Origin of the sequence: Thauera butanivorans NBRC 103042 (assembly GCF_001591165.1) — a bacterium.
GTDB classification, from domain to species: domain Bacteria; phylum Pseudomonadota; class Gammaproteobacteria; order Burkholderiales; family Rhodocyclaceae; genus Thauera; species Thauera butanivorans.
Map to the genome: position 1 here is coordinate 52,718 of NZ_BCUG01000017.1, position 23,287 is coordinate 76,004.

General features: G+C 66.3%; 25 protein-coding genes and 1 tRNA gene. 16 read left to right on the top strand and 10 right to left on the bottom strand.

Features of this window, described 5'->3' with window-relative positions:
* Nucleotides 1–23 precede the first annotated feature (23 nt).
* The 4 genes from coaBC to TBU01S_RS08185 all read left to right on the top strand — a co-directional run bounded on the left by coaBC (nucleotide 24) and on the right by TBU01S_RS08185 (nucleotide 2,862).
* Nucleotides 24–1,220, top strand: coding sequence for a bifunctional phosphopantothenoylcysteine decarboxylase/phosphopantothenate--cysteine ligase CoaBC (gene coaBC, locus TBU01S_RS08170; protein WP_068636147.1), 1,197 nt, complete (start codon nucleotides 24–26; stop codon nucleotides 1,218–1,220).
* 52 nt (nucleotides 1,221–1,272) lie between these two features.
* A complete protein-coding gene (gene dut, locus TBU01S_RS08175) occupies nucleotides 1,273–1,722 on the top strand; it encodes a dUTP diphosphatase (RefSeq protein WP_068636148.1) in 450 nt (149 codons plus the stop codon).
* Nucleotides 1,722–2,186, top strand: coding sequence for an NUDIX hydrolase (locus TBU01S_RS08180; RefSeq protein ID WP_068636149.1), 465 nt, complete (start codon nucleotides 1,722–1,724; stop codon nucleotides 2,184–2,186). The genes dut and TBU01S_RS08180 overlap by 1 nt, the downstream gene beginning before the upstream one ends.
* Before the next feature lie 61 nt (nucleotides 2,187–2,247).
* Nucleotides 2,248–2,862 (top strand): c-type cytochrome, encoded by a 615-nt coding sequence (locus TBU01S_RS08185; protein WP_083953519.1) that lies wholly within the window; start codon nucleotides 2,248–2,250, stop codon nucleotides 2,860–2,862.
* Between the two features lie 118 nt (nucleotides 2,863–2,980).
* Here TBU01S_RS08185 and TBU01S_RS08190 read toward each other — a convergent pair whose 3' ends face one another.
* Nucleotides 2,981–4,258 carry an FCSD flavin-binding domain-containing protein gene (locus tag TBU01S_RS08190; RefSeq protein WP_068636150.1) on the bottom strand — a complete coding sequence of 426 codons (1,278 nt, stop codon included), beginning with the start codon at nucleotides 4,256–4,258 and terminating at the stop codon, nucleotides 2,981–2,983.
* A 15-nt stretch (nucleotides 4,259–4,273) separates the two neighbouring features.
* Nucleotides 4,274–4,573 carry a c-type cytochrome gene (locus TBU01S_RS08195; RefSeq protein ID WP_068636151.1) on the bottom strand — a complete coding sequence of 100 codons (300 nt, stop codon included), beginning with the start codon at nucleotides 4,571–4,573 and terminating at the stop codon, nucleotides 4,274–4,276.
* A gap of 287 nt (nucleotides 4,574–4,860) precedes the next feature.
* Between TBU01S_RS08195 and soxC the strand changes: the two genes are divergently transcribed.
* The 10 genes from soxC to TBU01S_RS08245 all read left to right on the top strand — a co-directional run bounded on the left by soxC (nucleotide 4,861) and on the right by TBU01S_RS08245 (nucleotide 14,544).
* On the top strand, nucleotides 4,861–6,198 hold the full coding sequence (gene soxC, locus TBU01S_RS08200; RefSeq protein ID WP_068636152.1) for a sulfite dehydrogenase: 1,338 nt from the start codon (nucleotides 4,861–4,863) through the stop codon (nucleotides 6,196–6,198).
* Nucleotides 6,182–7,246, top strand: coding sequence for a c-type cytochrome (locus tag TBU01S_RS08205; protein WP_068636153.1), 1,065 nt, complete (start codon nucleotides 6,182–6,184; stop codon nucleotides 7,244–7,246). Before soxC ends, TBU01S_RS08205 begins: the two co-directional genes overlap by 17 nt.
* Nucleotides 7,247–7,268: 22 nt before the next feature.
* Nucleotides 7,269–7,736 carry a thiosulfate oxidation carrier protein SoxY gene (soxY, locus tag TBU01S_RS08210; protein WP_068636154.1) on the top strand — a complete coding sequence of 156 codons (468 nt, stop codon included), beginning with the start codon at nucleotides 7,269–7,271 and terminating at the stop codon, nucleotides 7,734–7,736.
* A gap of 30 nt (nucleotides 7,737–7,766) precedes the next feature.
* Complete coding sequence (soxZ, locus tag TBU01S_RS08215) at nucleotides 7,767–8,078, top strand: thiosulfate oxidation carrier complex protein SoxZ (protein WP_068636155.1); 312 nt, start codon at nucleotides 7,767–7,769, stop codon at nucleotides 8,076–8,078.
* Between the two features lie 94 nt (nucleotides 8,079–8,172).
* Nucleotides 8,173–8,970, top strand: a complete 798-nt coding sequence (gene soxA / locus TBU01S_RS08220) for a sulfur oxidation c-type cytochrome SoxA (RefSeq protein WP_068636156.1) — start codon at nucleotides 8,173–8,175, stop codon at nucleotides 8,968–8,970.
* A 13-nt stretch (nucleotides 8,971–8,983) separates the two neighbouring features.
* Entirely contained in the window at nucleotides 8,984–9,583 is a 600-nt protein-coding gene (gene soxX / locus TBU01S_RS08225; RefSeq protein ID WP_068636157.1) for a sulfur oxidation c-type cytochrome SoxX, read from the top strand.
* A 223-nt stretch (nucleotides 9,584–9,806) separates the two neighbouring features.
* Nucleotides 9,807–11,531 (top strand): thiosulfohydrolase SoxB, encoded by a 1,725-nt coding sequence (gene soxB, locus TBU01S_RS08230; RefSeq protein ID WP_068636158.1) that lies wholly within the window; start codon nucleotides 9,807–9,809, stop codon nucleotides 11,529–11,531.
* 357 nt (nucleotides 11,532–11,888) lie between these two features.
* Nucleotides 11,889–12,143: a DUF4212 domain-containing protein gene (locus TBU01S_RS08235; protein WP_068636159.1), complete on the top strand. Its 255-nt coding sequence runs from the start codon at nucleotides 11,889–11,891 to the stop codon at nucleotides 12,141–12,143.
* A 12-nt stretch (nucleotides 12,144–12,155) separates the two neighbouring features.
* Nucleotides 12,156–14,012: a sodium:solute symporter family protein gene (locus tag TBU01S_RS08240; protein WP_068636160.1), complete on the top strand. Its 1,857-nt coding sequence runs from the start codon at nucleotides 12,156–12,158 to the stop codon at nucleotides 14,010–14,012.
* Between the two features lie 145 nt (nucleotides 14,013–14,157).
* Nucleotides 14,158–14,544 carry a hypothetical protein gene (locus TBU01S_RS08245; RefSeq protein WP_068636161.1) on the top strand — a complete coding sequence of 129 codons (387 nt, stop codon included), beginning with the start codon at nucleotides 14,158–14,160 and terminating at the stop codon, nucleotides 14,542–14,544.
* Between the two features lie 54 nt (nucleotides 14,545–14,598).
* On the opposite strand, the gene TBU01S_RS08250 is transcribed toward TBU01S_RS08245, so the two are convergent.
* Together TBU01S_RS08250 and fusA are read right to left on the bottom strand one after the other, a co-directional pair.
* Nucleotides 14,599–14,865: a DUF4212 domain-containing protein gene (locus TBU01S_RS08250; RefSeq protein WP_068636162.1), complete on the bottom strand. Its 267-nt coding sequence runs from the start codon at nucleotides 14,863–14,865 to the stop codon at nucleotides 14,599–14,601.
* A 60-nt stretch (nucleotides 14,866–14,925) separates the two neighbouring features.
* Nucleotides 14,926–16,992 (bottom strand): elongation factor G, encoded by a 2,067-nt coding sequence (gene fusA / locus TBU01S_RS08255; RefSeq protein ID WP_068636163.1) that lies wholly within the window; start codon nucleotides 16,990–16,992, stop codon nucleotides 14,926–14,928.
* Between the two features lie 22 nt (nucleotides 16,993–17,014).
* On the opposite strand from fusA, the gene TBU01S_RS08260 reads away from it, so the two are divergent.
* Entirely contained in the window at nucleotides 17,015–17,230 is a 216-nt protein-coding gene (locus tag TBU01S_RS08260) for a hypothetical protein (RefSeq protein WP_068636164.1), read from the top strand.
* 16 nt (nucleotides 17,231–17,246) lie between these two features.
* Here the strand turns inward: TBU01S_RS08260 and TBU01S_RS08265 are convergent, their stop codons facing one another.
* The 6 genes from TBU01S_RS08265 to TBU01S_RS08290 form a co-directional block, all read right to left on the bottom strand.
* Nucleotides 17,247–18,872, bottom strand: coding sequence for an MFS transporter (locus TBU01S_RS08265; RefSeq protein WP_068636165.1), 1,626 nt, complete (start codon nucleotides 18,870–18,872; stop codon nucleotides 17,247–17,249).
* A gap of 51 nt (nucleotides 18,873–18,923) precedes the next feature.
* A complete protein-coding gene (locus tag TBU01S_RS08270) occupies nucleotides 18,924–19,658 on the bottom strand; it encodes an LrgB family protein (RefSeq protein WP_068636166.1) in 735 nt (244 codons plus the stop codon).
* Nucleotides 19,655–20,017: a CidA/LrgA family protein gene (locus tag TBU01S_RS08275; RefSeq protein WP_068636167.1), complete on the bottom strand. Its 363-nt coding sequence runs from the start codon at nucleotides 20,015–20,017 to the stop codon at nucleotides 19,655–19,657. Before TBU01S_RS08275 ends, TBU01S_RS08270 begins: the two co-directional genes overlap by 4 nt.
* A 57-nt stretch (nucleotides 20,018–20,074) precedes the next feature.
* Nucleotides 20,075–21,016, bottom strand: coding sequence for a nucleoside recognition family protein (locus TBU01S_RS08280; protein WP_068636168.1), 942 nt, complete (start codon nucleotides 21,014–21,016; stop codon nucleotides 20,075–20,077).
* Between the two features lie 122 nt (nucleotides 21,017–21,138).
* Nucleotides 21,139–22,098 (bottom strand): DMT family transporter, encoded by a 960-nt coding sequence (locus TBU01S_RS08285; protein ID WP_068636169.1) that lies wholly within the window; start codon nucleotides 22,096–22,098, stop codon nucleotides 21,139–21,141.
* 4 nt (nucleotides 22,099–22,102) lie between these two features.
* Nucleotides 22,103–22,885: a sulfite exporter TauE/SafE family protein gene (locus tag TBU01S_RS08290; RefSeq protein WP_068636170.1), complete on the bottom strand. Its 783-nt coding sequence runs from the start codon at nucleotides 22,883–22,885 to the stop codon at nucleotides 22,103–22,105.
* Between the two features lie 265 nt (nucleotides 22,886–23,150).
* Here TBU01S_RS08290 and TBU01S_RS08295 point away from each other — a divergent pair.
* Nucleotides 23,151–23,226: transfer RNA gene (locus TBU01S_RS08295), tRNA-Thr, on the top strand.
* Nucleotides 23,227–23,287: the final 61 nt, after the last annotated feature.

The window sequence follows — 23,287 nt, forward strand, 5'->3', positions numbered from 1 at the left end:
CTGCGGGATTATAAGCTGATGTCATGAATACACTACAGGGCAGGAAGATCGTCGTCGGTGTGACGGGCGGCGTGGCGGCCTACAAGGCGGCGGAGCTGGTGCGGCTGCTGGGCAAGGCGGGAGCGGACGTACACGTCGTGCTGACCGAGGCGGGCGCGCGCTTCGTGACCGCGGTCACGTTCCAGGCGCTGTCGGGCAACCCGGTCTGGAGCGACCTGTGGGATGCGCGCATGCCGAACAACATGGCGCACATCGATCTCGGCCGCGACGTGGATGCCATCCTGGTGGCGCCGGCCACGGCCGACTTCATCGCCCGGCTCGCCCAGGGGCGGGCGGACGATCTGCTGACCACGCTGTGCCTGGCCCGGGACGTGCCGCTGATCGTCGCCCCGGCGATGAACCGGCAGATGTGGGAGGCGCCGGCCACCCAGCGCAACGTGGCATTGGTGCGCGGCGATGGCGTCACGCTGTTCGGCCCGGCGGCAGGCGAGCAGGCCTGCGGCGAGGTCGGCATGGGGCGGATGCTCGAAGCCGAGGAACTGCTCGAACACCTGGAAGCGTATTTCGTCGCCAAGCGCCTGGCCGGCCGCAAGGTCGTGCTGACCGCCGGCCCGACTTTCGAGGCGATCGATCCGGTGCGCGGCATCACCAACATCAGTTCGGGCAAGATGGGCTATGCGCTGGCGCGCGCCTGCGCCCAGGCGGGCGCCGAGGTCGTGCTGGTGAGCGGGCCGGTCGCGCTGCCGGTGCCGGCCGGCGTCCGGCGGATCGGCGTGGCGGGCGCGCGCGACATGCGCGACGCGGTGCATGCGGCGCTGCCGGGGGCGGACGTGTTCATCGGCGTCGCCGCGGTGGCCGACTACCGGCCGCTGGAAGTCGCCGAGCACAAGATGAAAAAAAAGGATGGCATCCTGACGCTGGAACTGACCCAGAATCCGGACATCCTGGCCGAAGTCGCGGCCTTGCCGGATGCGCCTTTCTGCGTCGGTTTCGCTGCCGAGAGCCGGGATCTCGACGCCTACGCCGAAGGCAAGCGGCAGAAGAAGCGCCTGCCGATGCTGGTGGGCAACCTGGTGCAGGACGGCATGGGTTCGGACGACAACGTGGTCGTGCTGTACGACGATGCGGGCCGCCATCCGCTGCCGCGGGCGCCGAAAACCGAGCTCGCCCGCGGCATCGTCGAGCACCTGGCCGGCCTGCTGGAAGCGGCGGGGCGCTGAGGCCTGCCCCGAACACCGGACGTGCGCTGCGGCGCCGGCCAAGGAGATGAAAATGCATCGCATCGACGTGAAACTGCTCGACGAACGGCTCAAGGCGCATCCGCCGGCCTATGCCACCAGCGGGGCCGCCGGCCTCGACCTGCGGGCCTGCCTGCCGGCGCCGATCACCCTGCATCCGGGGGAAACCACGCTGGTGCCCAGCGGGCTGGCGATCCATCTGGCCGATCCGGGCCTGGCGGCGATGGTGCTGCCGCGTTCCGGGCTGGGCCACAAGCACGGCATCGTGCTGGGCAACCTGGTCGGCCTGATCGATTCGGATTACCAGGGGCAGATCTTCGTTTCGGTGTGGAACCGCGGGCGCGCCAGTTTCACCATCCAGCCGATGGAGCGGATCGCACAGCTGGTGGTGGTGCCGGTACTGCAGGTCGGCTTCAACGTCGTCGACGATTTCGATGCCAGCGAGCGCGGCGCCGGCGGTTTCGGCAGCACCGGCAAGCACTGATGCAGCATCCGGGCATTCCGACCGGCGTGCACGTCGTCTGCGAGCGCGAAGGCCGGGTGCTGCTGATGCGCCGTGCCGGCACGGGCTTCTTCGACGGGCGCTACAGCCTGCCCGGCGGGCACGTCGAGCCGGGCGAATCGGTCCTTGCCGCTGCAGTGCGCGAACTGCGCGAGGAAACCGGCCTGTCGGTGCTCGAGCGCGATCTCGAATGGCTGGGGGTGGTGCATCGCCTGTCGGACACCAATCGCATCGACTTCTTCGTGCGTGCGGCCCGCTGGAGCGGCGAGCCGGAGAACCTCGAGCCCGGCAAATGCGACGACATGGTGTGGTGCGCACGCAAGCAGTTGCCCCAGCCGATGGTTGCCTACGTCGAGGCCGCGCTGTGGCAGGCACAGGCGCCGTGGATGCTGGAACTCGGCTGGTCCTGCACGACAGGCCGCATTCAGCGCTGCGGTGGATTCTGATATTTTCCCTCGTGCCGGGTTTGATTCTCTTGCCGCGGAGCGCCATGGGGGAATGATGAAAATGTGGAAGAAGACCGTGTCGGCGGCAGGCTTTGCCTGCTGTCTATCTTTTGCTGCAACTGCCGCGGATTTGCCCGAAGTCGATCTGGAGCGGGCTGCGCAGATCAGCGCCGGACGCTGTTCGCTGTGCCATGGGGCGGACGGGGAGAGTGCATCGGCCCTGTATCCGCGGCTGGCGGGCCAGCATCACCAGTACATCGCCAGGCAACTGGCGGACTTCCAGTCCGGCCGGCGCAAGAGCGACACCATGGCCAGCATGGCGGAGGGCCTGACGCCCGAGGAAATGCTGGCGCTGGGCGTGTTCTTCGAAAGCAAGCCGACCAAGCCACGCCAGGCACGCGATGCCGAACTCGCCGGCGTGGGGCGCTTCGTGTTTCATCGGGGCAACGAGGAATCGGGCGTGCCCGCCTGCGCTTCCTGTCATGGCGAGCGGGGGCTCGGCACCGACCAGTTGCCCAGGCTCGCCGGACAGGTGCCCAAGTACATCGAGAGCCAGTTGAAATCCTTCGGCCAGCGCGAGCGTACCAACGACAACGCAGTCATGCATTCGATCGCGTCGAAGCTGACCGAACTGGAGATCAAGGCCGTATCGCTCTACGTCAGCACGCTGGACTGATCCCCGGGTTGCTCGGCCTTGTTCTCGCTTCGAATGCAGGCCGGCATGAGCGGGCAGGGATGAAAAAACGGGAGCGGGCCGATGGCCGCGCTCCCGTTCTCGAAGCGGAGATGATGTCTCAGGCCAGCATGTCGGCCCAGATGTTCCTCGCCCAGGCCAGTGCCGCCTTGCCTTCGATCTCGTTGGCGGCTGCCGATACGCCGCCTGCGCCCTGTACCGGCATCGGCTGCTTCTTCTCGGCGTCGTACTGGTGCACCGAGGCGACGTGGATGACGTTGCGGTCGTCGACGAAGCTGTAGCAGGTGTTCATCACCACCGGCGCCGGGTTGGGGGCGATGCCGTCGAACAGGTTCAGGATCGCCGCCGCCGCCACCTTGGCGTGCTGGTTGGCCATGTGGCCGGACTTCGGCATCGTCGGCGCCGGGAACAGCGCGTCGCCCAGCACATGCACGCCCGGCACGCCCTTGGCTTCCATCGTCAGCCAGTCGATGTCGACCCAGCGCTCGTTGATCAGCGGCAGGCCGGCCTTCAGCGCGATGTCGCCGGCCCGCATCGGCGGGATCACGTTCAGCACATCGGCCTTGACGCTGTCGAATTCGAGTTCGGCGGTGAGGCTGGCCGCATCGACGCTCTGCAGCGAGCTGTTGGGCACGTACTCGATCAGGCCCTTGTAGCTTTCGAAAGCCTTGGTGAACAGCCCCTTCTTCGACTGGATTTCTTCGTTGGAATCGAGCACCAGCACTTTGGATTTCGGCTTGGCGGCGCGCAGGTAATTGGCGACGACGCAGGCGCGCTCGTAGGGGCCGGGCGGGCAGCGGTAGGGCACCTTGGGAATGTGCAGCGCGAACACGCCGCCATCGGCCATGTCCTGCAACTGCTTGCGCAGCAGCACGGTCTGGGGGCCGGCCTTCCAGGCGTGCGGGATGCGCTCTTGATTGCCGTCCAGTCCGCCGACTGCACCGGGGATGAAATCGATGCCGGGCGACAGCACCAGGCGGTCGTAGCCCAGCGAACCGTTCCGCGCCGTGGCGACCGTGCGCTTGTCGGTGTCGATGGCGGTGACTTCGTCGGTGACGATACGAACGCCCCATTTCGACTTCAGGTTGTCGTAGCCGACCGTGATGTCTTCCATCTGCTTGACGCCGCCGATCACGAGGTTCGAGATCGGGCATGAGATGAAAACGGGGTTGCGCTCGATCAGCGTCACGTCGACCGTGCCATTGCTCCACATGCGCAGGTACTTGGCCGCGGTCGCGCCGCCGTAGCCGCCGCCGACGATGACGACGTGGCCCCGGCTCTTGCCGCCCGCCGTGGCACAGGCGGACAGTCCGGCGAGCGTGGTGCTGCCTGCTGCGGCGATGCCGGCGGTCTTGAGAAAATCGCGTCTGGTGAACATCGTCCTGTCTCTCCCTTATTTCTGCGCCGCGAACCAGGCGGTGATGAGCGTGAGCTGTTCATCGGTGTAGCCCTTGACGATCTGGTGCATGATCGTCGCCGGCTTGTCGCCCGACTTGAAGTCCATCAGCTTCTGCATCAGCTTGTCCTGGGCTTCACCGGCGAGAGAGTCCATGCCGCCGACGCTGTGTCCGTTGGTGCCGTGACAGTTCGCGCAGGTGGCGGCGAGGTTGCGGGCCAGATTGGGGTCCTGGGCCTGCGCCGCAGCGCTGAGCCCGACGAGGCCGAGCATGGCCAGGGCGTGCTTGAGATTCACAAGGATGTCCCTCCGATTCTTGTACCGATATGGAGTGCGCCAGGCCCCGAAAGGGCCGCCCGGCGCGCATTCTGTGTGCAGGCGAGGGCCGGCGACGCAGAGTATAGCCACATCGATGCTGCGGCATGCGCAAGCTTTCCGCATTGCTTTGCAGGAATCGCGGCCAATGCTGCGCTGCATAAATATTAGTTCTTGACTATATTTTGATGTGCTTTTAGATTGAGTCTAAATAGGCAAATGCATTCATAAGCATTACTGATAGCGTATCCGGAGGGGGGATTGCACGCATGGCAGACATCGATGCCCGGTTTGGCCGGGTGAGGCCGGCACCGGAGAATTTCCTCACCGCCGAGCAGATCGTGGCGGTGAAGGACGGGCGGCGGGATTTCCTGCGCAAGGCCTTTCTGGCCGCTTCGGCGGCGATGGCGGTACCCGCAGCGGTGCGCGCTGCGGGCGAGGGTGATCCTGCGATCCTGAACCTGCCGCCGTGGAGCACTTCGCTCGGCCTGCCGGTGGCGGCGAACCCCTACGGCATGCCGTCGAGGTACGAGCGCGGCCTGCGGCGGCGCGAGAGCCCGGGCCTGACACGGGTCGGCGGCTCGTCGGTGGCGTTCACGCCCTTGCAGGGGCTGTTCGGCATCATCACGCCTTCCGGCCTGCATTTCGAGCGTCATCACCAGGGTTGGCACGACGTCGATCCGTCGAAGCACCGCCTGATGATCAACGGCCTGGTCAGGACCAATGCGGTGTTCACGATGGACGATCTGATGCGCCTGCCGTCGGTGTCGCGCATCCACTTCATCGAGTGCGGCGCCAATACCGGCATGGAGTGGGGCAACGTCGCGGTGCCCACCGTCCAGTACTCGCACGGCATGCTCTCCTGTTCGGAGTTCACCGGTGTGCCGCTGAAGGAAATCCTCGACATGTGCGGTGCCGACTACAAGCAAGGCCGCTACGTGCTGGCCGAAGGCGCCGATGGCTCGTCGATGACCCGTACCATCCCGATGGAACTGATCGAGTCCGGCGAAGTCTTCGTCGCCTATGGCATGAACGGCGAGATGCTGCGTCCCGAGAACGGCTATCCGCTGCGCCTCGTGGTGCCGGGCGTGCAGGGCGTGAGCTGGGTGAAGTGGCTGCGCCGCATCGAGGTCGGCGACAAGCCCTGGGCGACCAAGGACGAGGCGGTGCATTACATCGACCTGATGCCGGATGGCCTGCACCGCCAGTACACCTCGGTGCAGGAATGCAAATCGGTCATCACCACGCCGTCGGGCGGCCAACTGCTGCTCGACAAGGGCTTCTACAACATCTCCGGCATGGCCTGGTCGGGGCGCGGCAGGATCACCCGCGTCGATGTCTCCACCGATGGCGGCATCAACTGGCGCGAGGCGCGGCTGGAGACGCCGGTGCTGTCGAAGGCGGTCACGCGCTTCAACATCGGCTGGGTGTGGGACGGCAAGCCCGCCATCCTGCAGTCGCGCGCGGTGGATGAAACCGGCCATGTCCAGCCGAGCTACGGCCAGTTGCGCAAGGTGCGCGGCACCCGGTCCATCTACCACAACAATGCCATCCAGTCCTGGAAGGTGGTCGAGTCCGGGGAGGTCAGCAATGTCCAGGTTCTGTAAGACGCTGATCGCTCTCGGGATCCTTGCCGCCGCGGCTTCGGCGGCAGCTTTCGATCGCTATCCGGGCATCGGCCGCGCGGCGACCGAGGCCGAAGTGCGCGCCTGGGACATCGACGTGCGGCCGGATTTCACCGGCCTGCCGAAAGGTTCCGGCGACGTCGATCGCGGCATGGAATTGTGGGAAGCTCATTGCGCGAGCTGCCACGGCATCTTCGGCGAGTCCAACGAGGTGTTCACACCTATCGCCGGCGGCACCACGCTGCAAGACATCGAGACCGGCCGCGTCGCGGCGCTGATCGATGGCTCCTTCCCGCAGCGCACAACCTTGATGAAGGTACCGACGGTGTCGACGCTGTTCGACTACATCCAGCGCGCGATGCCCTGGACTGCGCCGAAGTCGCTCGCGCCCGACGACGTCTATGCGGTTCTTGCCTACCTGCTGAACCTGGGCGAAATCGTGCCGGTCGACTACGTGCTGAGCGACGAGAACATCCACGAAGTGCAGGCGCGCATGCCCAACCGCAACGGCATGACGACCGAGCACGGCATGTGGCCGGGCGCGCCCTCGTCCGGTGGCGGCCTCGGCAACGGTGGCAAGCCCGACGTCGTCAATGTGGTCTGCATGAAGGACTGCAAGGAGAAGGTGGAGATCGCCTCGGCGCTGCCCGACTATGCGCAGGATGCCCACGGCAACCTGGCGGAGCAGAACCGCCCGGTGGGCCAGACGCGCGGCAAACCCACCGGCGCGCCGGAGCCTGCGGAAGGCAGCGATGCCGTCGCCGCAGCCTCCGCCGTGCTGGCGCTTGCCAACGAAAAGGGCTGCATGGCCTGCCATGGCGTCGAGAAAGGGATCGTCGGTCCCGGTTACAATGAAATTGCCCAAAAATACCGGGGGCAGGCCGATGCCGCGGCGAAGCTGGCCGCCAAGGTGAAGGCCGGCGGCCAGGGCGTCTGGGGGGCGGTGCCGATGCCGCCCCAAGGGCATGTCGCCGACGGCGACATCGAACGGCTGGTCGAATGGATTTTGCAGGGCGCGAAAGCGCAGTAACAGCTCTATAAGGAGAGACGGGATGAATCATCAACGCAGGGATGCCCTGAAGGCAGGCGGTGGCCTGGGGGTGCTCGGGCTGCTGGCCACGGTGGGCCTGATCAGGCCGGAAACGGCTCACGCGGCCTGGAACGAGCAGGCCTTCGGCGCCAAGAGCCTGGATGCGGCGTTCGAAGTGCTCGGTGCCGGCAAGCCGGCCGTGAGCGACGACGTGGTCCTCAACACGCCGGACATCGCCGAGAACGGTGCCGTGGTACCGGTCGGCGTGGTCAGCAAGCTTCCGGGAACCGAATACGTCGCGATCATGATCGAGAAGAATCCGTACATGCTCGCCGCCAGCTTCACGATTCCCGAAGGTACCCAGGCCGAGGTGCAGACGCGCGTCAAGATGGGGCAGACCTCGGACGTCTATGCCCTGGTCAAGGCCGACGGCAAGTTCTACATGGCCAAGAAAGAAGTCAAGGTCACGCTCGGCGGCTGCGGCGGCTGATCGACGAAGAGATTCAGGAGAAATATCGAAATGGCAAGCCCGATGCGTATTCGCGCCGCCGCCAAGGATGGCGTCACCGAAGTCCGTGTGCTGATGTCGCACGTCATGGAAACCGGCCAGCGCAAGGATTCGTCCGGCGAAGTGATTCCGGCCCACTTCATCACCGAACTGACCGCCAGGCACAACGACAAGCTCGTGCTGAGCGCCGAATTCGGCCCGTCCGTTTCCACCAATCCCTATCTCGCCTTCAAGTTCAAGGGGGGCGAGAAAGGCGACAAGGTCACCGTCAGCTGGGTGGACAACAAGGGCGACTCCCGCACCGACGAAGCCCAGATCGCCTGATGCCCGTCGTGTCCGCAGCCAGGCGGGGGCGGCAAGGACGAGCGCAGGCGAGTAACGGAGAGCATGGCGGCATGGAAGCCATGGAGGAGAAAAAATGAGAAAACGAATCAAGGCCGTCGCCGTGTGCGTCGGCATTGCCCTGACGGCGCCCGCGTCGGCGCAGGAAGAACTCAATTTCGACGCTTATCGCGAGATGCTGGCGGATGGAAATCCGGCCGAACTCTACGAAATGGAAGGCGAGGAACTGTGGCGCACCGCGCGCGGACCGAAGAACGCCACGCTCGAACAGTGCGACCTGGGCCTTGGAGCGGGCGTGGTCGCGGGTGCCGCAGCGCAGTTGCCGCGCTACTTCGAGGACGCGGGCAGGGTGCAGGACATCGAAACGCGCCTGATGTACTGCATGGAAACGCTGCAGGGCATTCCGTCCAAGGAGATCATCGACGGGAAGTTCCTGCAGGGCGAGCGCGCCAGGCTGGCGGCGCTGGTGGCCTATGTCGTCACCCACTCCAAGGGCGAGAAGATCGCCATCGATCTGTCGCACCCGAAAGTGAAGGAGATGTACGAGCTCGGCGAGCGGACTTTCTACTACCGGCTCGGGGTCATGGACTTCTCCTGTGCGTCCTGCCACAGCCAGGACGGCAAGCGCATCCGCGCCACCCAATTGCCCAACATCACCACCCGTGAAGGCGCGGCCGAAGGCTGGGGTTCGTGGCCGGCCTACCGGGTGTCCAGCTCGCAGTTCTGGACCATGCAGCACCGCCTGTGGGACTGCTTCCGCCAGCAGCGTGCGGCCGAGCCGATCTTCGGTTCGGACGTGATCATCGCGCTGTCCACCTTCATGGCGGGCAAGGGCAACGGCATCGAGGCCAAGTGGCCCGGCGTCAAGCGCTGAGGGAGCGAACGACATGAAAAAACTGTTCATTGCCGTGCCGCTGGCGCTGTGCACTTCCGTCGCCGTGGCCGACGAACTGCAGACCAAGGTCGAGGAGATGATGCTGAGCTCCTTCAAGGCGAACGGCATCGCCAGCCTCGACCGCCAGAAGCAGGACGAGATCCAGCAAGCGTGCTCCAGCCCGACGCCTCCGGGCGCGGAAACCATGCAGCGGCTGCAGGCCGCAGAGATGGCCAAGATCCGGTGGCCGGCCGACGGCAACTACACCGGCGGCGACTGGAAGGAAGGGCAGAAGATCGCCGCCAGCGGCCGCGGCCTGACCTGGACCGACAAGACGCCGAACAACAACGGCGGCGGCTGCTACAACTGCCACGCGATGGATCCGAACGAAGTGTCCGAAGGCACCATCGGCCCCAGCCTCGAAGGCTATGCCAAGCTTCGCGGCAACGGCGAGGAGATCGTCAAATACACCTGGGGCAAGCTGTGGAACGCCAAGGCCTACCACGCCTGCAGCGACATGCCGCGCAATGGCTACGGCGGCATCCTCACCGAAGCCCAGATTCGCCACGTGATGGCCTTCCTGTTCGACCCCGCTTCGCCGGTCAACCAGTAAGCCCCGTCCGCTGATGCCATCGCGCAGGGCCCGAGGCTCCGGCCCCGGGCCGTTTTTTTTGCCGCCGGGCCGCCCCAAGGGAAAACAGCCCCCTCGGGGGGAGCAGGGGTTTCGCGGAGCACTGCTCCGTGCCTGCGGAACGGGCCGGCTGTGCAAAGCTGGCCCTCTTGCGGCCCGCGCAGCGGCGGAGCGTGGGGGCATTTTTTCGTCAAAGGAATGATCCATGTCGATGAATCGTCGTGAATTCATGCAGATGCTGGCGGTGGCAGCGGCTGGCGGCATGAGCCTGCATTCGGGTTTCGCGCGCGCGCAGCAAGCGGCCGCCGCCCTGTACGACATGCCTGCGTTCGGCAATGTCAGCCTGCTGCACATGACCGACTGCCACGCGCAACTGCTGCCGATCCATTTCCGCGAGCCCAGCGTCAACCTCGGCATCGGCAACATGTCGGGCAAGGTGCCGCACCTCGTCGGCGAGCACCTGCTGAAGCACTTCGGCATCCGGCCCGGCAGCATCGAGGCGCATGCCTTCACCTGCCTGGATTTCGTCGAGGCGGCGAAGACCTACGGCAGGGTCGGCGGCTTCGCCCACCTGGCGACGCTGGTCAAACAGTTGAAGGCCAGCCGCTCCGGCGCGCTGCTGCTCGACGGCGGCGACACCTGGCAGGGCTCGGCCACCGCGCTGTGGACGAAGGCGCAGGACATGGTCGACGCCTGCAAGCTGCTCGGCGTGGATGTGATGACGCTGCACTGGGAATCGACCTATGGCGCCGAGCGCGTCAAGGAGATCGAGGAGAAGGATTTCGCCGGCCGCATCGACATCGTCGCCCAGAACGTGAAGACCACCGATTTCGAGGATCCGGTCTTCAAGCCCTACGTCATCCGCAACATCAACGGCGTGCCGGTGGCCATCGTCGGCCAGGCCTTCCCCTACACGCCGATCGCCAATCCGCGCTGGATGACGCCGGACTGGAGCTTTGGCATCCAGGAGCAGGGCATGCAGGAGGCGGTTGATGCCGCACGGGCGGAAGGCGCCCAGGTGGTCGTCGTGCTGTCGCACAACGGCATGGACGTCGACCTCAAGCTGGCCAGCCGCGTCACCGGCATCGACGCCATCTTCGGCGGCCACACCCACGATGGCATGCCGGCGCCGACCGTGGTGGACAACGCGGGCGGCAAGACCCTGGTCACCAATGCCGGCTCCAACGGCAAGTTCCTCGGCGTGATGGACTTCGACGTCAGGGACGGCAAGGTGGCGGATTTCCGCTACCGGCTGCTGCCGGTATTCGCCAACCTGCTGCCGGCCGACCCGGACATGGCCGCCTTCATCGACAAGGTCCGCGCGCCCTTCCTCGAAAAACTCGGCGAGCCGCTCGCCGTCACCGAAGGCCTGCTGTACCGCCGCGGCAACTTCAACGGTTCGTGGGACCAGCTCATCGTCGATGCGCTGATCGCCGAAAAAGATGCCGAACTGGCGTTCTCGCCCGGCTTTCGCTGGGGCACTTCGCTGCTGCCGGGCGACACCATCACGATGGAACACCTGCTCGATCAGACCGCGATCACCTATCCGTGGACCACGCTCACCGAGATGAGCGGCGAGATGATCAAGACCATCCTGGAGGACGTCGCCGACAACCTGTTCAACCCCGACCCCTACTACCAGCAGGGCGGCGACATGGTGCGGGTGGGCGGCCTGCAATATACCTGCGACCCCACTGCGCCGATGGGGCGGCGCATCGACGACATGATGCTGAAGGGCAGGCGCATCGAACCGGGCAAGACCTACAAGGTCGCCGGCTGGGCGCCGGTGGCGGAAGAGGCGAGGGATTCGGGCCCCGCCGTGTGGGACGTGGTGGCCAGCCATCTGCGTGCGCAGAAGCTGGTCACCCAGCAGGCGCTGAACCTGCCGGAGCTGAAGAACATGAGCGGCAATCCGGGCATGGGGTTCTGACCAGCCCATCGCGCGGCGGCGGTCGTCGCCGCGCATTAGGAAATTGCATATCGACTAAGCTGCCCAAAAGGCATGCGCTGGCAGCTCCGTGTCTGTCTCATGGGCAATCCATGAGCACCCAGGCGGCGAGTTCATGCGGTTCTGACGACTTCCGCAGATTTCCATCGCCCTGCCGGCTCGTCAGACCATGTTCATGAATGAAGACCTCTTGCACAAGGTAGGTTTCGCCGATGTTACCGGCTGTAAGAAATAAGTAAGTTTGATTTGATCATAATGAAGTCGCTGTATTGAGAGCCGACCGCTTCCGGTCGGCTTTCGTTGCCGCGGAGAAACGGAAATTTCCGAAGAGGAGACATCATGGAAAACAACGGCAAGACGTACTGGGGAACGGTACTGGGCCTGCTGACCAAGATCCTGATCATCTGGTTCCTGGTCTCGTTCGGCGCAGGCATCCTGTTTGCGTCAGCGCTGAACAGCATCTCGCTGGGCGGCTATCCACTGGGGTTCTGGTTCGCTCACCAGGGGTCGATCTACATCTTCATCGCGTTGATCTTCTACTACGCGAAGAAGATGGGCGACATCGACCGCCAGTTCGACGTCCACGAAGAATAAGGGGAGAGATAGATGGATCTTCAGACAATCACCTATCTGGTGGTCGGCGCGTCCTTTGCGCTGTACATCGGCATCGCCATCTGGGCGCGTGCCGGCAGCACCAGTGAGTTCTACGTTGCCGGCGGCGGTGTCCATCCGGTCACCAACGGCATGGCAACCGCTGCCGACTGGATGTCGGCAGCGTCCTTCATCTCGATGGCCGGCCTGATTGCCAACATGGGGTACGGCGGCGGCCTGTTCCTGATGGGTTGGACCGGCGGTTACGTTCTGCTGGCGATGCTGTTGGCGCCCTACCTGCGCAAGTTCGGCAAGTTCACCGTGCCGCAGTTCATCGGCGACCGCTTCTACTCGAAGACGGCTTCCACGGTGGCAGTGGCCTGCCTGCTCGTTGCTTCGCTGACCTACATCATCGGCCAGATGACGGGCGTGGGCGTGGCCTTCTCCCGCTTCCTGGGCGTCTCGAGCGAGGCGGGCATCTACATCGGCATGGCGATCGTGTTCATGTACGCGGTGTTCGGCGGCATGAAGGGCATCACCTACACTCAGGTCGCGCAGTACTGCGTGCTGATCGCGGCCTACCTGGTGCCGGCCTTCTTCATTTCGCTGCAACTGACCGGCAATCCGATCCCGCAGCTCGGCCTCGGCTCCGACATCGTCGGCACCGAGACCTCGCTGCTTGCCAAGCTGGATCTGGTGGTCAAGGACCTGGGCTTCGACCAGTACACCACCTCGATGCCGGGCAGCATGCTGAACATGTTCATGTACACGCTGTCGCTGATGATCGGCACCGCGGGTCTGCCGCACGTCATCATGCGCTTCTTCACCGTGCCGACGGTGAAGGACGCACGCAGCTCGGCAGGCTGGGCGCTGGTCTTCATCGCCCTGCTGTACACCACCGCCCCGGCAGTCGGCGCGATGGCCAAGCTGAACCTGCACGGCACGGTCAACTCCGCGGTGGGCCTCGAGACCCAGGCCGACGGCCAGTTGGGCGTCAATCCGGACGTCGTGGCGGCAAATGCCGATCTGTACGCGACCGAAGCCAGCCTGCGGTACGAGGATCGTCCTGACTGGATGAAGCGCTGGGAGAAAACCGGCCTGCTGAAGTTCGAGGACAAGAACGGCGACGGCCGCATCCAGTACTACAACGACGCCACCAAGAATCCCGAAGCCCAGGCCAAGGCCGAAGCGGCGGGCTGGAAGGGCAACGAGCTGACGGTGAACCCCGACATCATGGTGATGGCGAACCCGGAAATCGCCTTGCTGCCGAACTGGGTGATCGCGCTGGTTGCTGCCGGTGGTCTGGCTGCCGCGCTGTCGACCGCCGCGGGCCTGCTGATGGCGATCTCGTCGGCGGTGTCGCATGACCTGGTGAAGGGCGTGTTCAACCCGAACATCAGCGAGAAGAACGAGCTGATGGCCGGCAAGATCTCGATGGCGGTTGCGATCGTCGTCGCCGGCTACCTCGGTCTGAATCCCCCGGGCTTCGCGGCCGGCACGGTGGCGCTGGCCTTCGGTATTGCGGCCTCCTCGCTGTTCCCGGCGATCATGATGGGCATCTTCTCCAAGAAGATGAACAAGGAAGGTGCGATCGCGGGCATGCTGGCCGGCCTGTTCGTCACGCTGTTCTACGTGTTTGCCCACAAGGGTCTGTTCTTCATCAAGGGTACCGAATACGTTGGTCTGATCGGTGGCCCGAACAGCTTCTTCGGCATCACGCCCGAGGCCTTTGGCGCGGTCGGTGCAGGGGTGAACTTCCTGGTTGCCTTCCTGGTCGACAAGGTCACCAAGGAGCCGCCGGAGCATATCCAGCACATGGTCGAAGCCGTGCGCGTCCCGCGCGGTTCGTCGGCCGTGGATGGCGCCCACTGATCCGGGCATGCAGTGAATGAGGCGCGGTGCCCGTCAGGGGCCGCGCAGAAAGGAAGCCCCGCTCGCTCAGGCGGCGGGGCTTTCATCCTGAAGTAATGTGCACCCGGCCATTCGGCCGCTGTGCCACGCCTCGATGGAGTCGTTCATGGTTTTCGATATCAGCGTGGCCCTCAACTGGATTCTGTTTCTGGCGCTGTTTCCGATCGCCTTCTTCTGGCTGAGACGAGCCTGGCGCATCCTGGCGAAACGCGACTTTTCCGAGGTCGCGCTGAAGCGTGGCGAAGCGCCGGCGAATCCGGCTCGCTATGCGCCTTACGCCGCAGCGATCAATCTGATCGGCGGTGGTGTCATCCTCTTCACGATCTTCGGCATCCTGACCGCGCGTCTCGACTTCGAGACTTGGAGCGCACTTGCGGGATCGACGATCTGGATGAAGTTCATCCTCGATTTCATCCTGGGCCGCCAGGCGCACCCCCTGGTGCTGAAAAAACGCGGCGGCCACGGGAAGCCGGCTGGCGGCACGGGCAACTGAACCGGAACCCTTCCGGGCGCCGTCAATGCGGACGGCTGATCCTCAGGGCGCCGCTCACTGCTGCTCGCCCATGCCGTAGCGCCGGTCGAGGCGGCCCATCACGATCACATACACCATGATGATCAGCAGATAGACCACCAGCGAGCCCTGAGCGAGGATGTAGAAGCCCAGCGGAAAGCCGAGGAAGTGGATGGCGTTGAGCTCGTCGGCGAAATAGCCGGCGACGAAGGTCACGCCGAACCACACCGCCAGCAGTCCGCAGGTCAGCAGCAGGTTGCGGCGCCAATAGGCGCGTTGCGCCGTGCTCAGTTCCGTCCTCATGTCCGCTCACGGCCTCGCCGCCGGCCCGGCCGGCGGCGAGGGGTCGCGCTTCGTCCCGTTTCAGTGCGCGCCGTTGCCGCCATTGCCGTTCCCGTTGCCGGCGTGGGCCTGCGCCAGCTGGCTCTGGATCTCGACCGGCGCCGCCTCGTAGCCGCCGGCGCTGAGCATGAACTCGCTTTCGCCGGCACAGATGGATTTCAGCCGGCTTTCGAAGCCGTCCAGGCTCGCCATCGGCACGCGGGCGGAGATCAGCGTCCATCCCGCCGTCGGGCTGTCGGTGCTGGTCAGGCGGCCGCGGCGCCCGGCCAGCTCGGCGCTGACGTCGCCGAAGCGGGCATCGGCCACTTTCACCTGCACGTCGAGCAGCGGCTCCAGCACTTGCGGCCTGGCTGCCAGCACCGCTTCGATCAGCGCATGGCGGGCCGCGGTGACGAAGGAGACTTCGTTCGAGTCCACCGCGTGATGCTTGCCGTCGGTGACCACCACGCGCAGATCCTGGAGCGGGAAGCCGGCATAAGCGCCTTCGGCCAGCGCCTGGCGCACGCCTTTCTCCACTGCCGGCATGAAGTGGGTCGGAATTGCGCCGCCCTTGACCTCGTCCGCCAGTTCGATGCCGGTGCCGCGCTCCAGCGGCTCGACGCGCAGCGCGACTTCGCCGAACTGGCCGGCGCCGCCGCTCTGCTTCTTGTGGCGGTAGCGCGCCTCGGCGACCACGCTGATGGTCTCGCGGTAGGGAATGCTGGGCGGCGCGGTATCGAGCTGCAGGTTCCAGCGCGCCGCCAGTTCGTCGAGCACGATCTTCAGGTGCTGTTCGCCCAGGCCGCGCACCACGGTGCGGCGGTTGCGGTGGTCGAAGCTCACTTCGAGGCAGGGGTCTTCCTCGGTGAGCCGGGCCAGCGCCTCGGACAGCTTCTGCTCGTCGGCCGGCTTGCGCGTCATCAGCGCGAGGCCGAACACCGGCTGCGGATAGGCGGTGGGGGCGAGATGGAAGAAGTCCTCGTCGTGCGAGTCGTGCAGCACCGCGTCGCGCGCCAACTCGTCGACGCGCGCCACTGCGCACAGGTCGCCGGGCACCGCGAGTGCGGTCTCCACCGCGGTCCTGCCCTGCATGCGCAGCAGGTGGGCGACCTTGAAGGGCTTGCGGCCGTCGCCGACGAAAAGCTGCGAACTGGGCGTGACGCTGCCCTGATGGACGCGGAACAACCCCAGCTTGCCGCGATAGGGGTCGTTGGCGATCTGGAACACGTGCGCGACCACATGGCGGTCGGCCTCGGGCAGCACCGCGACCGGCTCGGCATTGGCGCCTTCGCCTTTCAGGAAGGCCGGTGGATTGCCCTCGGTGGGGTCGGGCGCGAGCTTGCCGAGGATGTCGAGCAATTCGCGCACGCCGGCGCGGCTGCGGGCGGAGACGAAGCACACCGGCACCAGATGGCCTTCGCGCAAGGCCTGTTCGAAAGGCGCGTGCAACTGTTCGGGGTCGAGCGATTCGCCCTGTTCCAGGTACTTCGCCATCAACTCTTCGTCGAGCTCGACGATCTGGTCGACGATCGCGTCATGGGCCGCGCCGACGCTGGAGAAGGCGGTGGCGGCGTCGTTCTGCGGGGCGAAGAAGCAGTCGATGACGCGGCCGCCGTCGCTCGATGGCAGGTTGATCGGCAGGCATTCGCGGCCGAATTCGGCGACGATCGCTTCCATCAGCGCGCCGAAGTCGACGCCGCCGGCGTCGATCTTGTTCACCACGATCATGCGGCATTTGCCCTGCGCCGCTGCCATCATGCGACGGGCGACGCTTTCGACGCCGGCGGCGGCATCGATGACCACCGCGGCGGTGTCGACCGCCGGCAGCGCGACCAGCGCGCGGCCGGCGAGATCGGGCAGACCCGGAGTGTCGAGCAGGTTGATCCAGTGTCCGGCCCATTCCAGATGCACCAGCGCCGCATGCAGCGAGTGGCCCATGGCCTTTTCCTGCGGGTCGAAGTCCGACACGGTGTCGCCGCGCTCGACGCTGCCGGCCGTGCCGATCTCGCCCGCGGCGGCGAGGAGGGTCTCGATCAGCGTGGTCTTGCCGCAGCCGGCATGGCCGAACAGGGCGAGGTTGCGGATGTCGTGTACCGAGCTGGGTGTCATCGTGGGCCTCCAGGGTTGTGGAATGGCCTCAAGTGTCCGCCAGCCCGGCGCGGAAGACAATGCGAAAGGTCAACGCGTGACCTGGCAGCCGGCGGGCGGAACGGGGCGCCCGCCGGGCCTGTCTGGCGACGTGACCCGGCTTGCCATGCAGTTGTGCGCGCTCGACGAGGACGAGCGCGAATTCGCCCTCGATACCTTGAGGCGCTTCTGCGCCTTGTCGGCGCGCCGGCGGCCGTAGCAGGCTTGCTGCCGGCTCAGGCGCTGCGCAGCCCCAGCAGCCGCGTCAGCAGGATGGCGCCGAGTGGCAGCAGCAGGCCGACCAGGGTCACGGTGACGAGCAGGGCGCCCAGGTGGCCGTAGTCGGCGGGCGTGGCGACGATACCGGTGGCGGCGTCCTTCACCTCGCGGGTGATGGTGAAGATCTGGTTCAGGTACTTGGTGCCGAGTTGCGAGGCCGACAGCGCCAGGTTGGTGAAGGAGGCCATCACGGCGAAGAAGGTCGCCTTCAGGTGGGACGGCGCGGAATTGGCGATCCACGCCAGCATCGGCACCATCGAGACTTGGCCGAGCGGCGATTCGAGCGCGGTGTTGGCGAGCGCGATGAAGCGCGCGTCCACCACGCCGCCGGTATGGGCGGCAGTCCATTCGTGCAGGCCGTGGAACATGCCGATGGCGGGCAGCGACAGCAGGGTCGAGGCGAGCGTCAGGAAGATGACGATGTCGACGATGGTCTTTTCCGCCATGAAGCGGCGGAACAGGAACAGGCCGGCCAGCGTCAGGGTGCTGACGAGCAGGTCGAGGCGGGACAGGAAGCTCTGGTCGAAACCGAGTTCGTCGATCATCCACCAGGTCATGCCGGCACCGGGCAGCGGCAGCGCGCGGAAGGCGAAGATGACGATGATGGTGCCGAGCAGCGTGCGCGCGGCCTCGGGCGAGAGTTCGCGCAGCAGCCGGTGGATCATGAAACCGATGATGGCGAAGGAGGTGGCGAAGATGATTTCCTGCGCATAGGCGAAGCCGGACAGGCCGACGCCGATGCTCAGGGCGACGAAGGCCGCGCTGCCGCCCAGGATCCACCAGTTGGCCTGGGTTTTTTCTTCCGGCGCATGAAGCATGCGCTCGATGTCGGCGGAGCTGTGCCCGCGTGCGGCCAGCCGGCGTGCTTCGCGGCGCTTGAGAACGCCCGCCAGCACCACGCCGCTGACCGACAGCAGCGGGATGACGAGCGCCAGTTCGTAGATGCGCAGGTAGATGGCGGCCTTGTCGGTTTCGGACAGATTCTCCGAACCCTGGAACATCGCCACATTGACCAGCGACACCAGCACCGAGCCACCGATGATGGCGACGCGGCCCAGCATCTGCATGGTGGTGTGCATCAGGCGCACGGTGCCGGCATCGATCGGCCGGCCGTGCTCATCGACGCGCGGCACGGCTTCGACCGTCATCGCGTCGGCGACCGCATCCTGCAGCACGTAGCCGACCGGCGACAGCAGCGTGGACAGCACGAACCAGGCTTTGGCAGGCATCACCGCGCGCATCGCGTCCGGCTTGCCGACGAGGCCGATCATGATCAGCAGGCTGACGGCGATCAGCGCGGCGCCCAGATAGACCAGCCCGGCCTTGTAGCGCCACAGCAGGTCGACCAGGTGGCCGATCGGCATTTTCAGCGACCACGGAATGTAGGCCCAGAAGGCAAGCGCGGCGAGGAAGGCCGCCGACAGGCCGAGATGGTCCTTGACGAAGAAGGTGCCGACGATGGCGGTCAAGGTCGATACGCCTGCCGCGCAATACACCATCAGCGGCGGCAGGTAGGAGAGCCGCATTTCACGGCCGAGTTCGAGAATGTTGCGGTCTATCCAGCGCTGGAAGGCGGTCAGCAAGCGTGCGTCCTCGGCATCGATTCGTTACGGCGCCAGGCGTGGAGGGGAAGCTCAGCGACCGAGCAACCGCTCCAGCCAGGGCATGATCCAGGGCAGGGACAGCGCGGTGAGGAGACCGTTCAGTCCCATCGCCAGCGCGGCGAAGGCGCCCGCCTGCTCGCTGACCTGGAAGGCCCGTGCAGTGCCGATGCCGTGCGATGCCAGGCCGATGGCAAAGCCGCGGACGGCGTAGTCGTCGATGCGCAGCCAGCGGTAGAGATAGGGGGCACAGACGGCACCGAGCACGCCGGTCAGCATCACCAGCGCCGCGGCCAGCGCCGGCAGGCCGCCGAGCGGCTCCGCCACCGCCATCGCGATCGGCATGGTCACGCTCTTGGGCGCGAGCGACATCAGCGAAGGCTGGCTGGCACCGAGCAGGGCGCCGATGCCATAGGCCGACAGTGCGGCCGTCAGCGAACCGACCGCCAGCGCGATCATCAGCGGCCCGGCCATCGCCTTCAGGCGCGGCCACTGGGCGTAGAGCGGGATGGCGAGCGCCACCGTTGCCGGGCCGAGCAGGAAATGCACGAACTGGGCACCGTCGAAATAGGCGCCATAGTCCATGCCGCTCAGGGCCAGCACCGTGGCCACCATCATGATCGCGAGCATCACCGGGTTGGCGAGGGGGTGGTAGCCGGCACGCTTGTACAGCCAGAAGGCGGCCTGGTAGGCGACCAGCGTCAGCGTCAGGCCCAGCAGCGGCGAGGCCGACAGGTAGACCCAGAGTTCGGTCAGGCGGGGGGTCATGGTTGTGCGCTCCCGCCGGCCTTGCGCCGCTTGATCAGCGCGTCGAGCACCAGCGCGGTGACGACGATGGCAAGGAAGGTGCTGCCGACCAGCGCGGCGGCCAGCGGCAGCCATTCGGCCGCGATCAGGTCGCCATAGAGCACGATGCCGGTGCCGCCGGGGATGAACAGCAAGGACAGGTGCTGCAACAGCTTGCCGGCGGACTGGCGCAGGTTTTCGCCCGGCCCGCCGCGCAGCAGCAGGGCGAGGAAGAGCAGTGCCATGCCGATCACCGGGCCGGGCACCGGCAGGCCGAGCCCGCGTGCGATGACTTCGCCGGCGAGCTGGAACACGAGTAGCAGGGTAAGGGCTGCGATCATGGGATTCGTGAATGTGGCGGAGGGTGGGGGTGGAAAAGGGGATGGCTCCGGCCGGGCCTATGCCGGCAGCAGCGCATGGCCCGCAGTGCGCAGCGCGATGCCGCAGACAGCGCCCAGCGCGGCGGGTTTCCATACCCGGGCCACGCGTGGCCCGGCCGAGATCAGGACGGCGACGCCGGCCACGTCCAGCGGGTGGATCAGGAAGCCGGCACTGGCATTGAGGGTGGCCACGCTGGCCGCGCCGGATTTCAGCATCTCGTCCATCACGCCCATCATCGCCGTGCCGCCGGCGATGCACTTGGTCAGGGTCAGCAGGATCAGCGCGGGATCGATGCCGAGGAAATTCAGCACTGGCGTCAGCGCGCCGGTCAGCGCGTCGATCGTGCCGCTGGCGCGCAGCGCCATCACGGCCACCAGTGCCAGCACCAGCATCGGGATCGAGCCGACGGAAATCTTGAAGGCTTCGGCGCCGGCACGGTTGATGACGTCGAGCACGCCCTTGGCATCGTCGGCGACGCGGTGGTGCAGGGTTTCGTCGAGCTTCGCTTCGCTTGCCGACAGGCGGCGGCCGAAGCCATGGTAGGTCACTGCCGCGGCGACGATGCCGCCCGCCAGCGACAGCAGCAGCGCCGGCCCGAAGGACAGGCCCATCGCGGCCATCGGGAAGGTGACGTTGGCCTGCGCCATCGCCATCACCAGCGCCAGCGTGGCAGCGAGGTGGCGGTCCGAGGCGCCGCGACTTTCCATCATCGTCAGCGTCGCGATCGGCGCGGCGAAGCTGACGAAGTTGATCTGCACGGCGGCGAACACCCCCAGCCCGGTCAGGCCGGCCGGCCGCAGCAGCGGGGCGAGCCGGGCGACGAGCCAGTCGAGCATGCCGCGTGCTTCGAGCAGGCGCATCAGCGACAGCATCACGACCATGATGGGCAGCAGCACGAACAGCGCCAGCTCCACCGCGGAGCGGCCAGCCTCGAGGATGATCTGGGTGAGGAGGTCCATGGTCTTGGGGTGGCGGGCTGGCGAAGAGCCTCGAGCTGAAGGGATGCGTGGCGGCGCGGGGGTCGATGATAAAGGCTGGCAGGGCGGCGGTCGAATGCTGGCAAGCGGCGAGGGCCGCGCACTCAGCCTTCAGCCCGCCCGTCCTGGCCACGGCGGAACACCCGCACGCCGAAACTGACGCCCGCCACCAGCAGCGCGATGCCGGCTGCCTCCGCCAGCGTGGGCCAGCGCTGGTACCAGATGAAGGCATAGAGCAGGGCTGCGAGCGTTTCGAACACGATCATCTGGCCCACCAGGGCGGCGGGCAGCAGGTGGCTGGCCTTGTTCCACAGCAAGGTGCCGAGCCAGGAGGCGGCGAGACCGAGCAGCAGGCACATGCCGGCGAAGAGTGCCGGCCGCGGGCCCAGCGGCCAGTCGAAGCTGCTGCCGGGCACCAGCTCGTTCCATGCCGCGTAGCCGATGCCGGCCAGCAGCGCGATCGGCAAGGTCGCGAGCCCCTGGGCGGTGGCCCAGGGGCGCGACAGGCCCGGACCGCGTGCGCGCAGCCAGCGACTGTTGCGGATCGGATACCAGGTCCAGCAGGCAAGGGCCAGGACGGCAAAGGCGAGTCCCGGCAGGGTATCCGTGTGCAGGCTGGCGTCGGCTCCGCCACCGCTGTCGCCATGCACGACCAGCAGCCCGGCCAGGATCAGTACCAGCGGCAGCAGCAGCCGCGACCAGCGTACGGCGTCCCCGCCGCCGCGGTCGGCGAGGTTGGCGCACACGGCGATCACCACCGGCAGCGTGCCGATGATCAGCGTGGGCAGCGGCGCGCCGGCAAGCTGGATGGCGGTGGCCAGGGTGGCGTAGTAGAGCAGGTTGCCGACCAGTGCCAGTCTGGCGGCCTCGATCCAGTCGGCGCGGCTCAGGCGGCCGAGGGCGTGACGGTCGAACCAGGCCAGGCCGAGCGCGAGGACGCCGAAGGCGAGGTAGCGGCCCACGGCGAGCATGAAACCCGGGTATTCGCCCAGCACCAGCGGGGCGAGGAACACCAGCCCCCATAGCAGGCCGGCGCCGAGCGCGGCGAGCAGGCCGGCAAGCATGCTTTCAGAGCGCCTTGCCGAAGTAATAGACCGTCAGTACGCTGCCGACGCCGATGATGAAGCGCCGCAGCCAGATCGCCGGGACCTTGCGGGCAACGGCCGCGCCCCAGTAGCCGCCGACGGTGCCGGTCAGGATCATGATGATGGTGTGCGGCCACGACACCGCGCCGGCGATGACGAAGGTGAGCACCGCCACGCTGTAGATGATGGCCGACAGCCAGTTCTTCAGCGCGTTGATCTCGAGCACGTCCTTGAAGCCCTGGATGGCGAGCGCGGCGATCATCAGGATGCCCATGCCGGCGCCGAAGAAGCCGCCGTAGATCGACACCACCAGCTGGAAAGCGAAGCCGCCCGGGCCGATGTGGTGTTCATCCGTTCCGGCGGGCGTGGGTTTCCAGCGCTTGACCAGTGCAGAGATCTGGTTGCTGAAGGCGAACAGCACCGTGGCGGCCAGAAGCAGCCACGGAATCAGCCGGGAGAAGGATTCGTTAGACGTCGCCAGCAGCAGCAGGCCGCCGGCGATGCCGCCGATGAAGGCGACGACCGACAGCATCGGCAGGCTCTTCGAGAAGCGCTTGAGTTCGCGGCGGAAGGCCCAGGCGCCGGCAAGGCTGCCTGGCCACAGCGCGACCGCGTTGCTGGCATTGGCGATGACCGGCGGTACGCCGACCGCGAGCAGCGCCGGGAACGAGAAGAAGGTGCCGCCGCCGGCGACCGAGTTCACCGCACCGGCAGCAAATGCGGCAATGCCGATGAGGGCGATTTCGAAGAGGTCGAGGCCGGCCATGGCGGGATGAGCGGAAAGACGGGAGGTTCAGGTGCGGGCGCCGGCATGCGGCAGCGTTGGCGCGGCTGCCGGGGGCATGCCCCCGGCGTCGCGTTCTGATTGGAGCGTGTCTCCTCCTGCCCCGAATGGGGGCGAAGTGTAGTGCAGGCGACCAAAAAAATGAACATGGGCGAAAAAGTTTTTTTCATCGATTTTGCGAACTCGGAATCAAAAATCGGGCTTTGCTTGAAACTGCCGTGGCAATGGGCTATAGTCCGCGCCCTCAGCCGGCATAGCTCAGTTGGTAGAGCAGCGCATTCGTAATGCGAAGGTCGGGGGTTCGACTCCTCTTGCCGGCACCAGAATCAAGCAAAAAGGCCATTCCTTCGGGGCTGGCCTTTTTGCTTTTCCGGTTCCGGCCGC

Excerpts from the sequence above, each read along its gene's own strand:
- coaBC (WP_068636147.1), top strand. The coding sequence starts at position 24 with ATGAATACACTACAGGGCAGGAAGATCGTCGTCGGTGTGACGGGCGGC.
- dut (WP_068636148.1), top strand. The coding sequence starts at position 1,273 with ATGCATCGCATCGACGTGAAACTGCTCGACGAACGGCTCAAGGCGCAT.
- TBU01S_RS08180 (WP_068636149.1), top strand. The coding sequence starts at position 1,722 with ATGCAGCATCCGGGCATTCCGACCGGCGTGCACGTCGTCTGCGAGCGC.
- TBU01S_RS08185 (WP_083953519.1), top strand. The coding sequence starts at position 2,248 with ATGTGGAAGAAGACCGTGTCGGCGGCAGGCTTTGCCTGCTGTCTATCT.
- TBU01S_RS08190 (WP_068636150.1), bottom strand. The coding sequence starts at position 4,258 with ATGTTCACCAGACGCGATTTTCTCAAGACCGCCGGCATCGCCGCAGCA.
- soxC (WP_068636152.1), top strand. The coding sequence starts at position 4,861 with ATGGCAGACATCGATGCCCGGTTTGGCCGGGTGAGGCCGGCACCGGAG.
- TBU01S_RS08205 (WP_068636153.1), top strand. The coding sequence starts at position 6,182 with ATGTCCAGGTTCTGTAAGACGCTGATCGCTCTCGGGATCCTTGCCGCC.
- soxY (WP_068636154.1), top strand. The coding sequence starts at position 7,269 with ATGAATCATCAACGCAGGGATGCCCTGAAGGCAGGCGGTGGCCTGGGG.
- soxZ (WP_068636155.1), top strand. The coding sequence starts at position 7,767 with ATGGCAAGCCCGATGCGTATTCGCGCCGCCGCCAAGGATGGCGTCACC.
- soxA (WP_068636156.1), top strand. The coding sequence starts at position 8,173 with ATGAGAAAACGAATCAAGGCCGTCGCCGTGTGCGTCGGCATTGCCCTG.
- soxX (WP_068636157.1), top strand. The coding sequence starts at position 8,984 with ATGAAAAAACTGTTCATTGCCGTGCCGCTGGCGCTGTGCACTTCCGTC.
- soxB (WP_068636158.1), top strand. The coding sequence starts at position 9,807 with ATGTCGATGAATCGTCGTGAATTCATGCAGATGCTGGCGGTGGCAGCG.
- TBU01S_RS08235 (WP_068636159.1), top strand. The coding sequence starts at position 11,889 with ATGGAAAACAACGGCAAGACGTACTGGGGAACGGTACTGGGCCTGCTG.
- TBU01S_RS08240 (WP_068636160.1), top strand. The coding sequence starts at position 12,156 with ATGGATCTTCAGACAATCACCTATCTGGTGGTCGGCGCGTCCTTTGCG.
- TBU01S_RS08245 (WP_068636161.1), top strand. The coding sequence starts at position 14,158 with ATGGTTTTCGATATCAGCGTGGCCCTCAACTGGATTCTGTTTCTGGCG.
- TBU01S_RS08250 (WP_068636162.1), bottom strand. The coding sequence starts at position 14,865 with ATGAGGACGGAACTGAGCACGGCGCAACGCGCCTATTGGCGCCGCAAC.
- fusA (WP_068636163.1), bottom strand. The coding sequence starts at position 16,992 with ATGACACCCAGCTCGGTACACGACATCCGCAACCTCGCCCTGTTCGGC.
- TBU01S_RS08260 (WP_068636164.1), top strand. The coding sequence starts at position 17,015 with ATGGCCTCAAGTGTCCGCCAGCCCGGCGCGGAAGACAATGCGAAAGGT.
- TBU01S_RS08270 (WP_068636166.1), bottom strand. The coding sequence starts at position 19,658 with ATGACCCCCCGCCTGACCGAACTCTGGGTCTACCTGTCGGCCTCGCCG.
- TBU01S_RS08275 (WP_068636167.1), bottom strand. The coding sequence starts at position 20,017 with ATGATCGCAGCCCTTACCCTGCTACTCGTGTTCCAGCTCGCCGGCGAA.
- TBU01S_RS08280 (WP_068636168.1), bottom strand. The coding sequence starts at position 21,016 with ATGGACCTCCTCACCCAGATCATCCTCGAGGCTGGCCGCTCCGCGGTG.
- TBU01S_RS08285 (WP_068636169.1), bottom strand. The coding sequence starts at position 22,098 with ATGCTTGCCGGCCTGCTCGCCGCGCTCGGCGCCGGCCTGCTATGGGGG.
- TBU01S_RS08290 (WP_068636170.1), bottom strand. The coding sequence starts at position 22,885 with ATGGCCGGCCTCGACCTCTTCGAAATCGCCCTCATCGGCATTGCCGCA.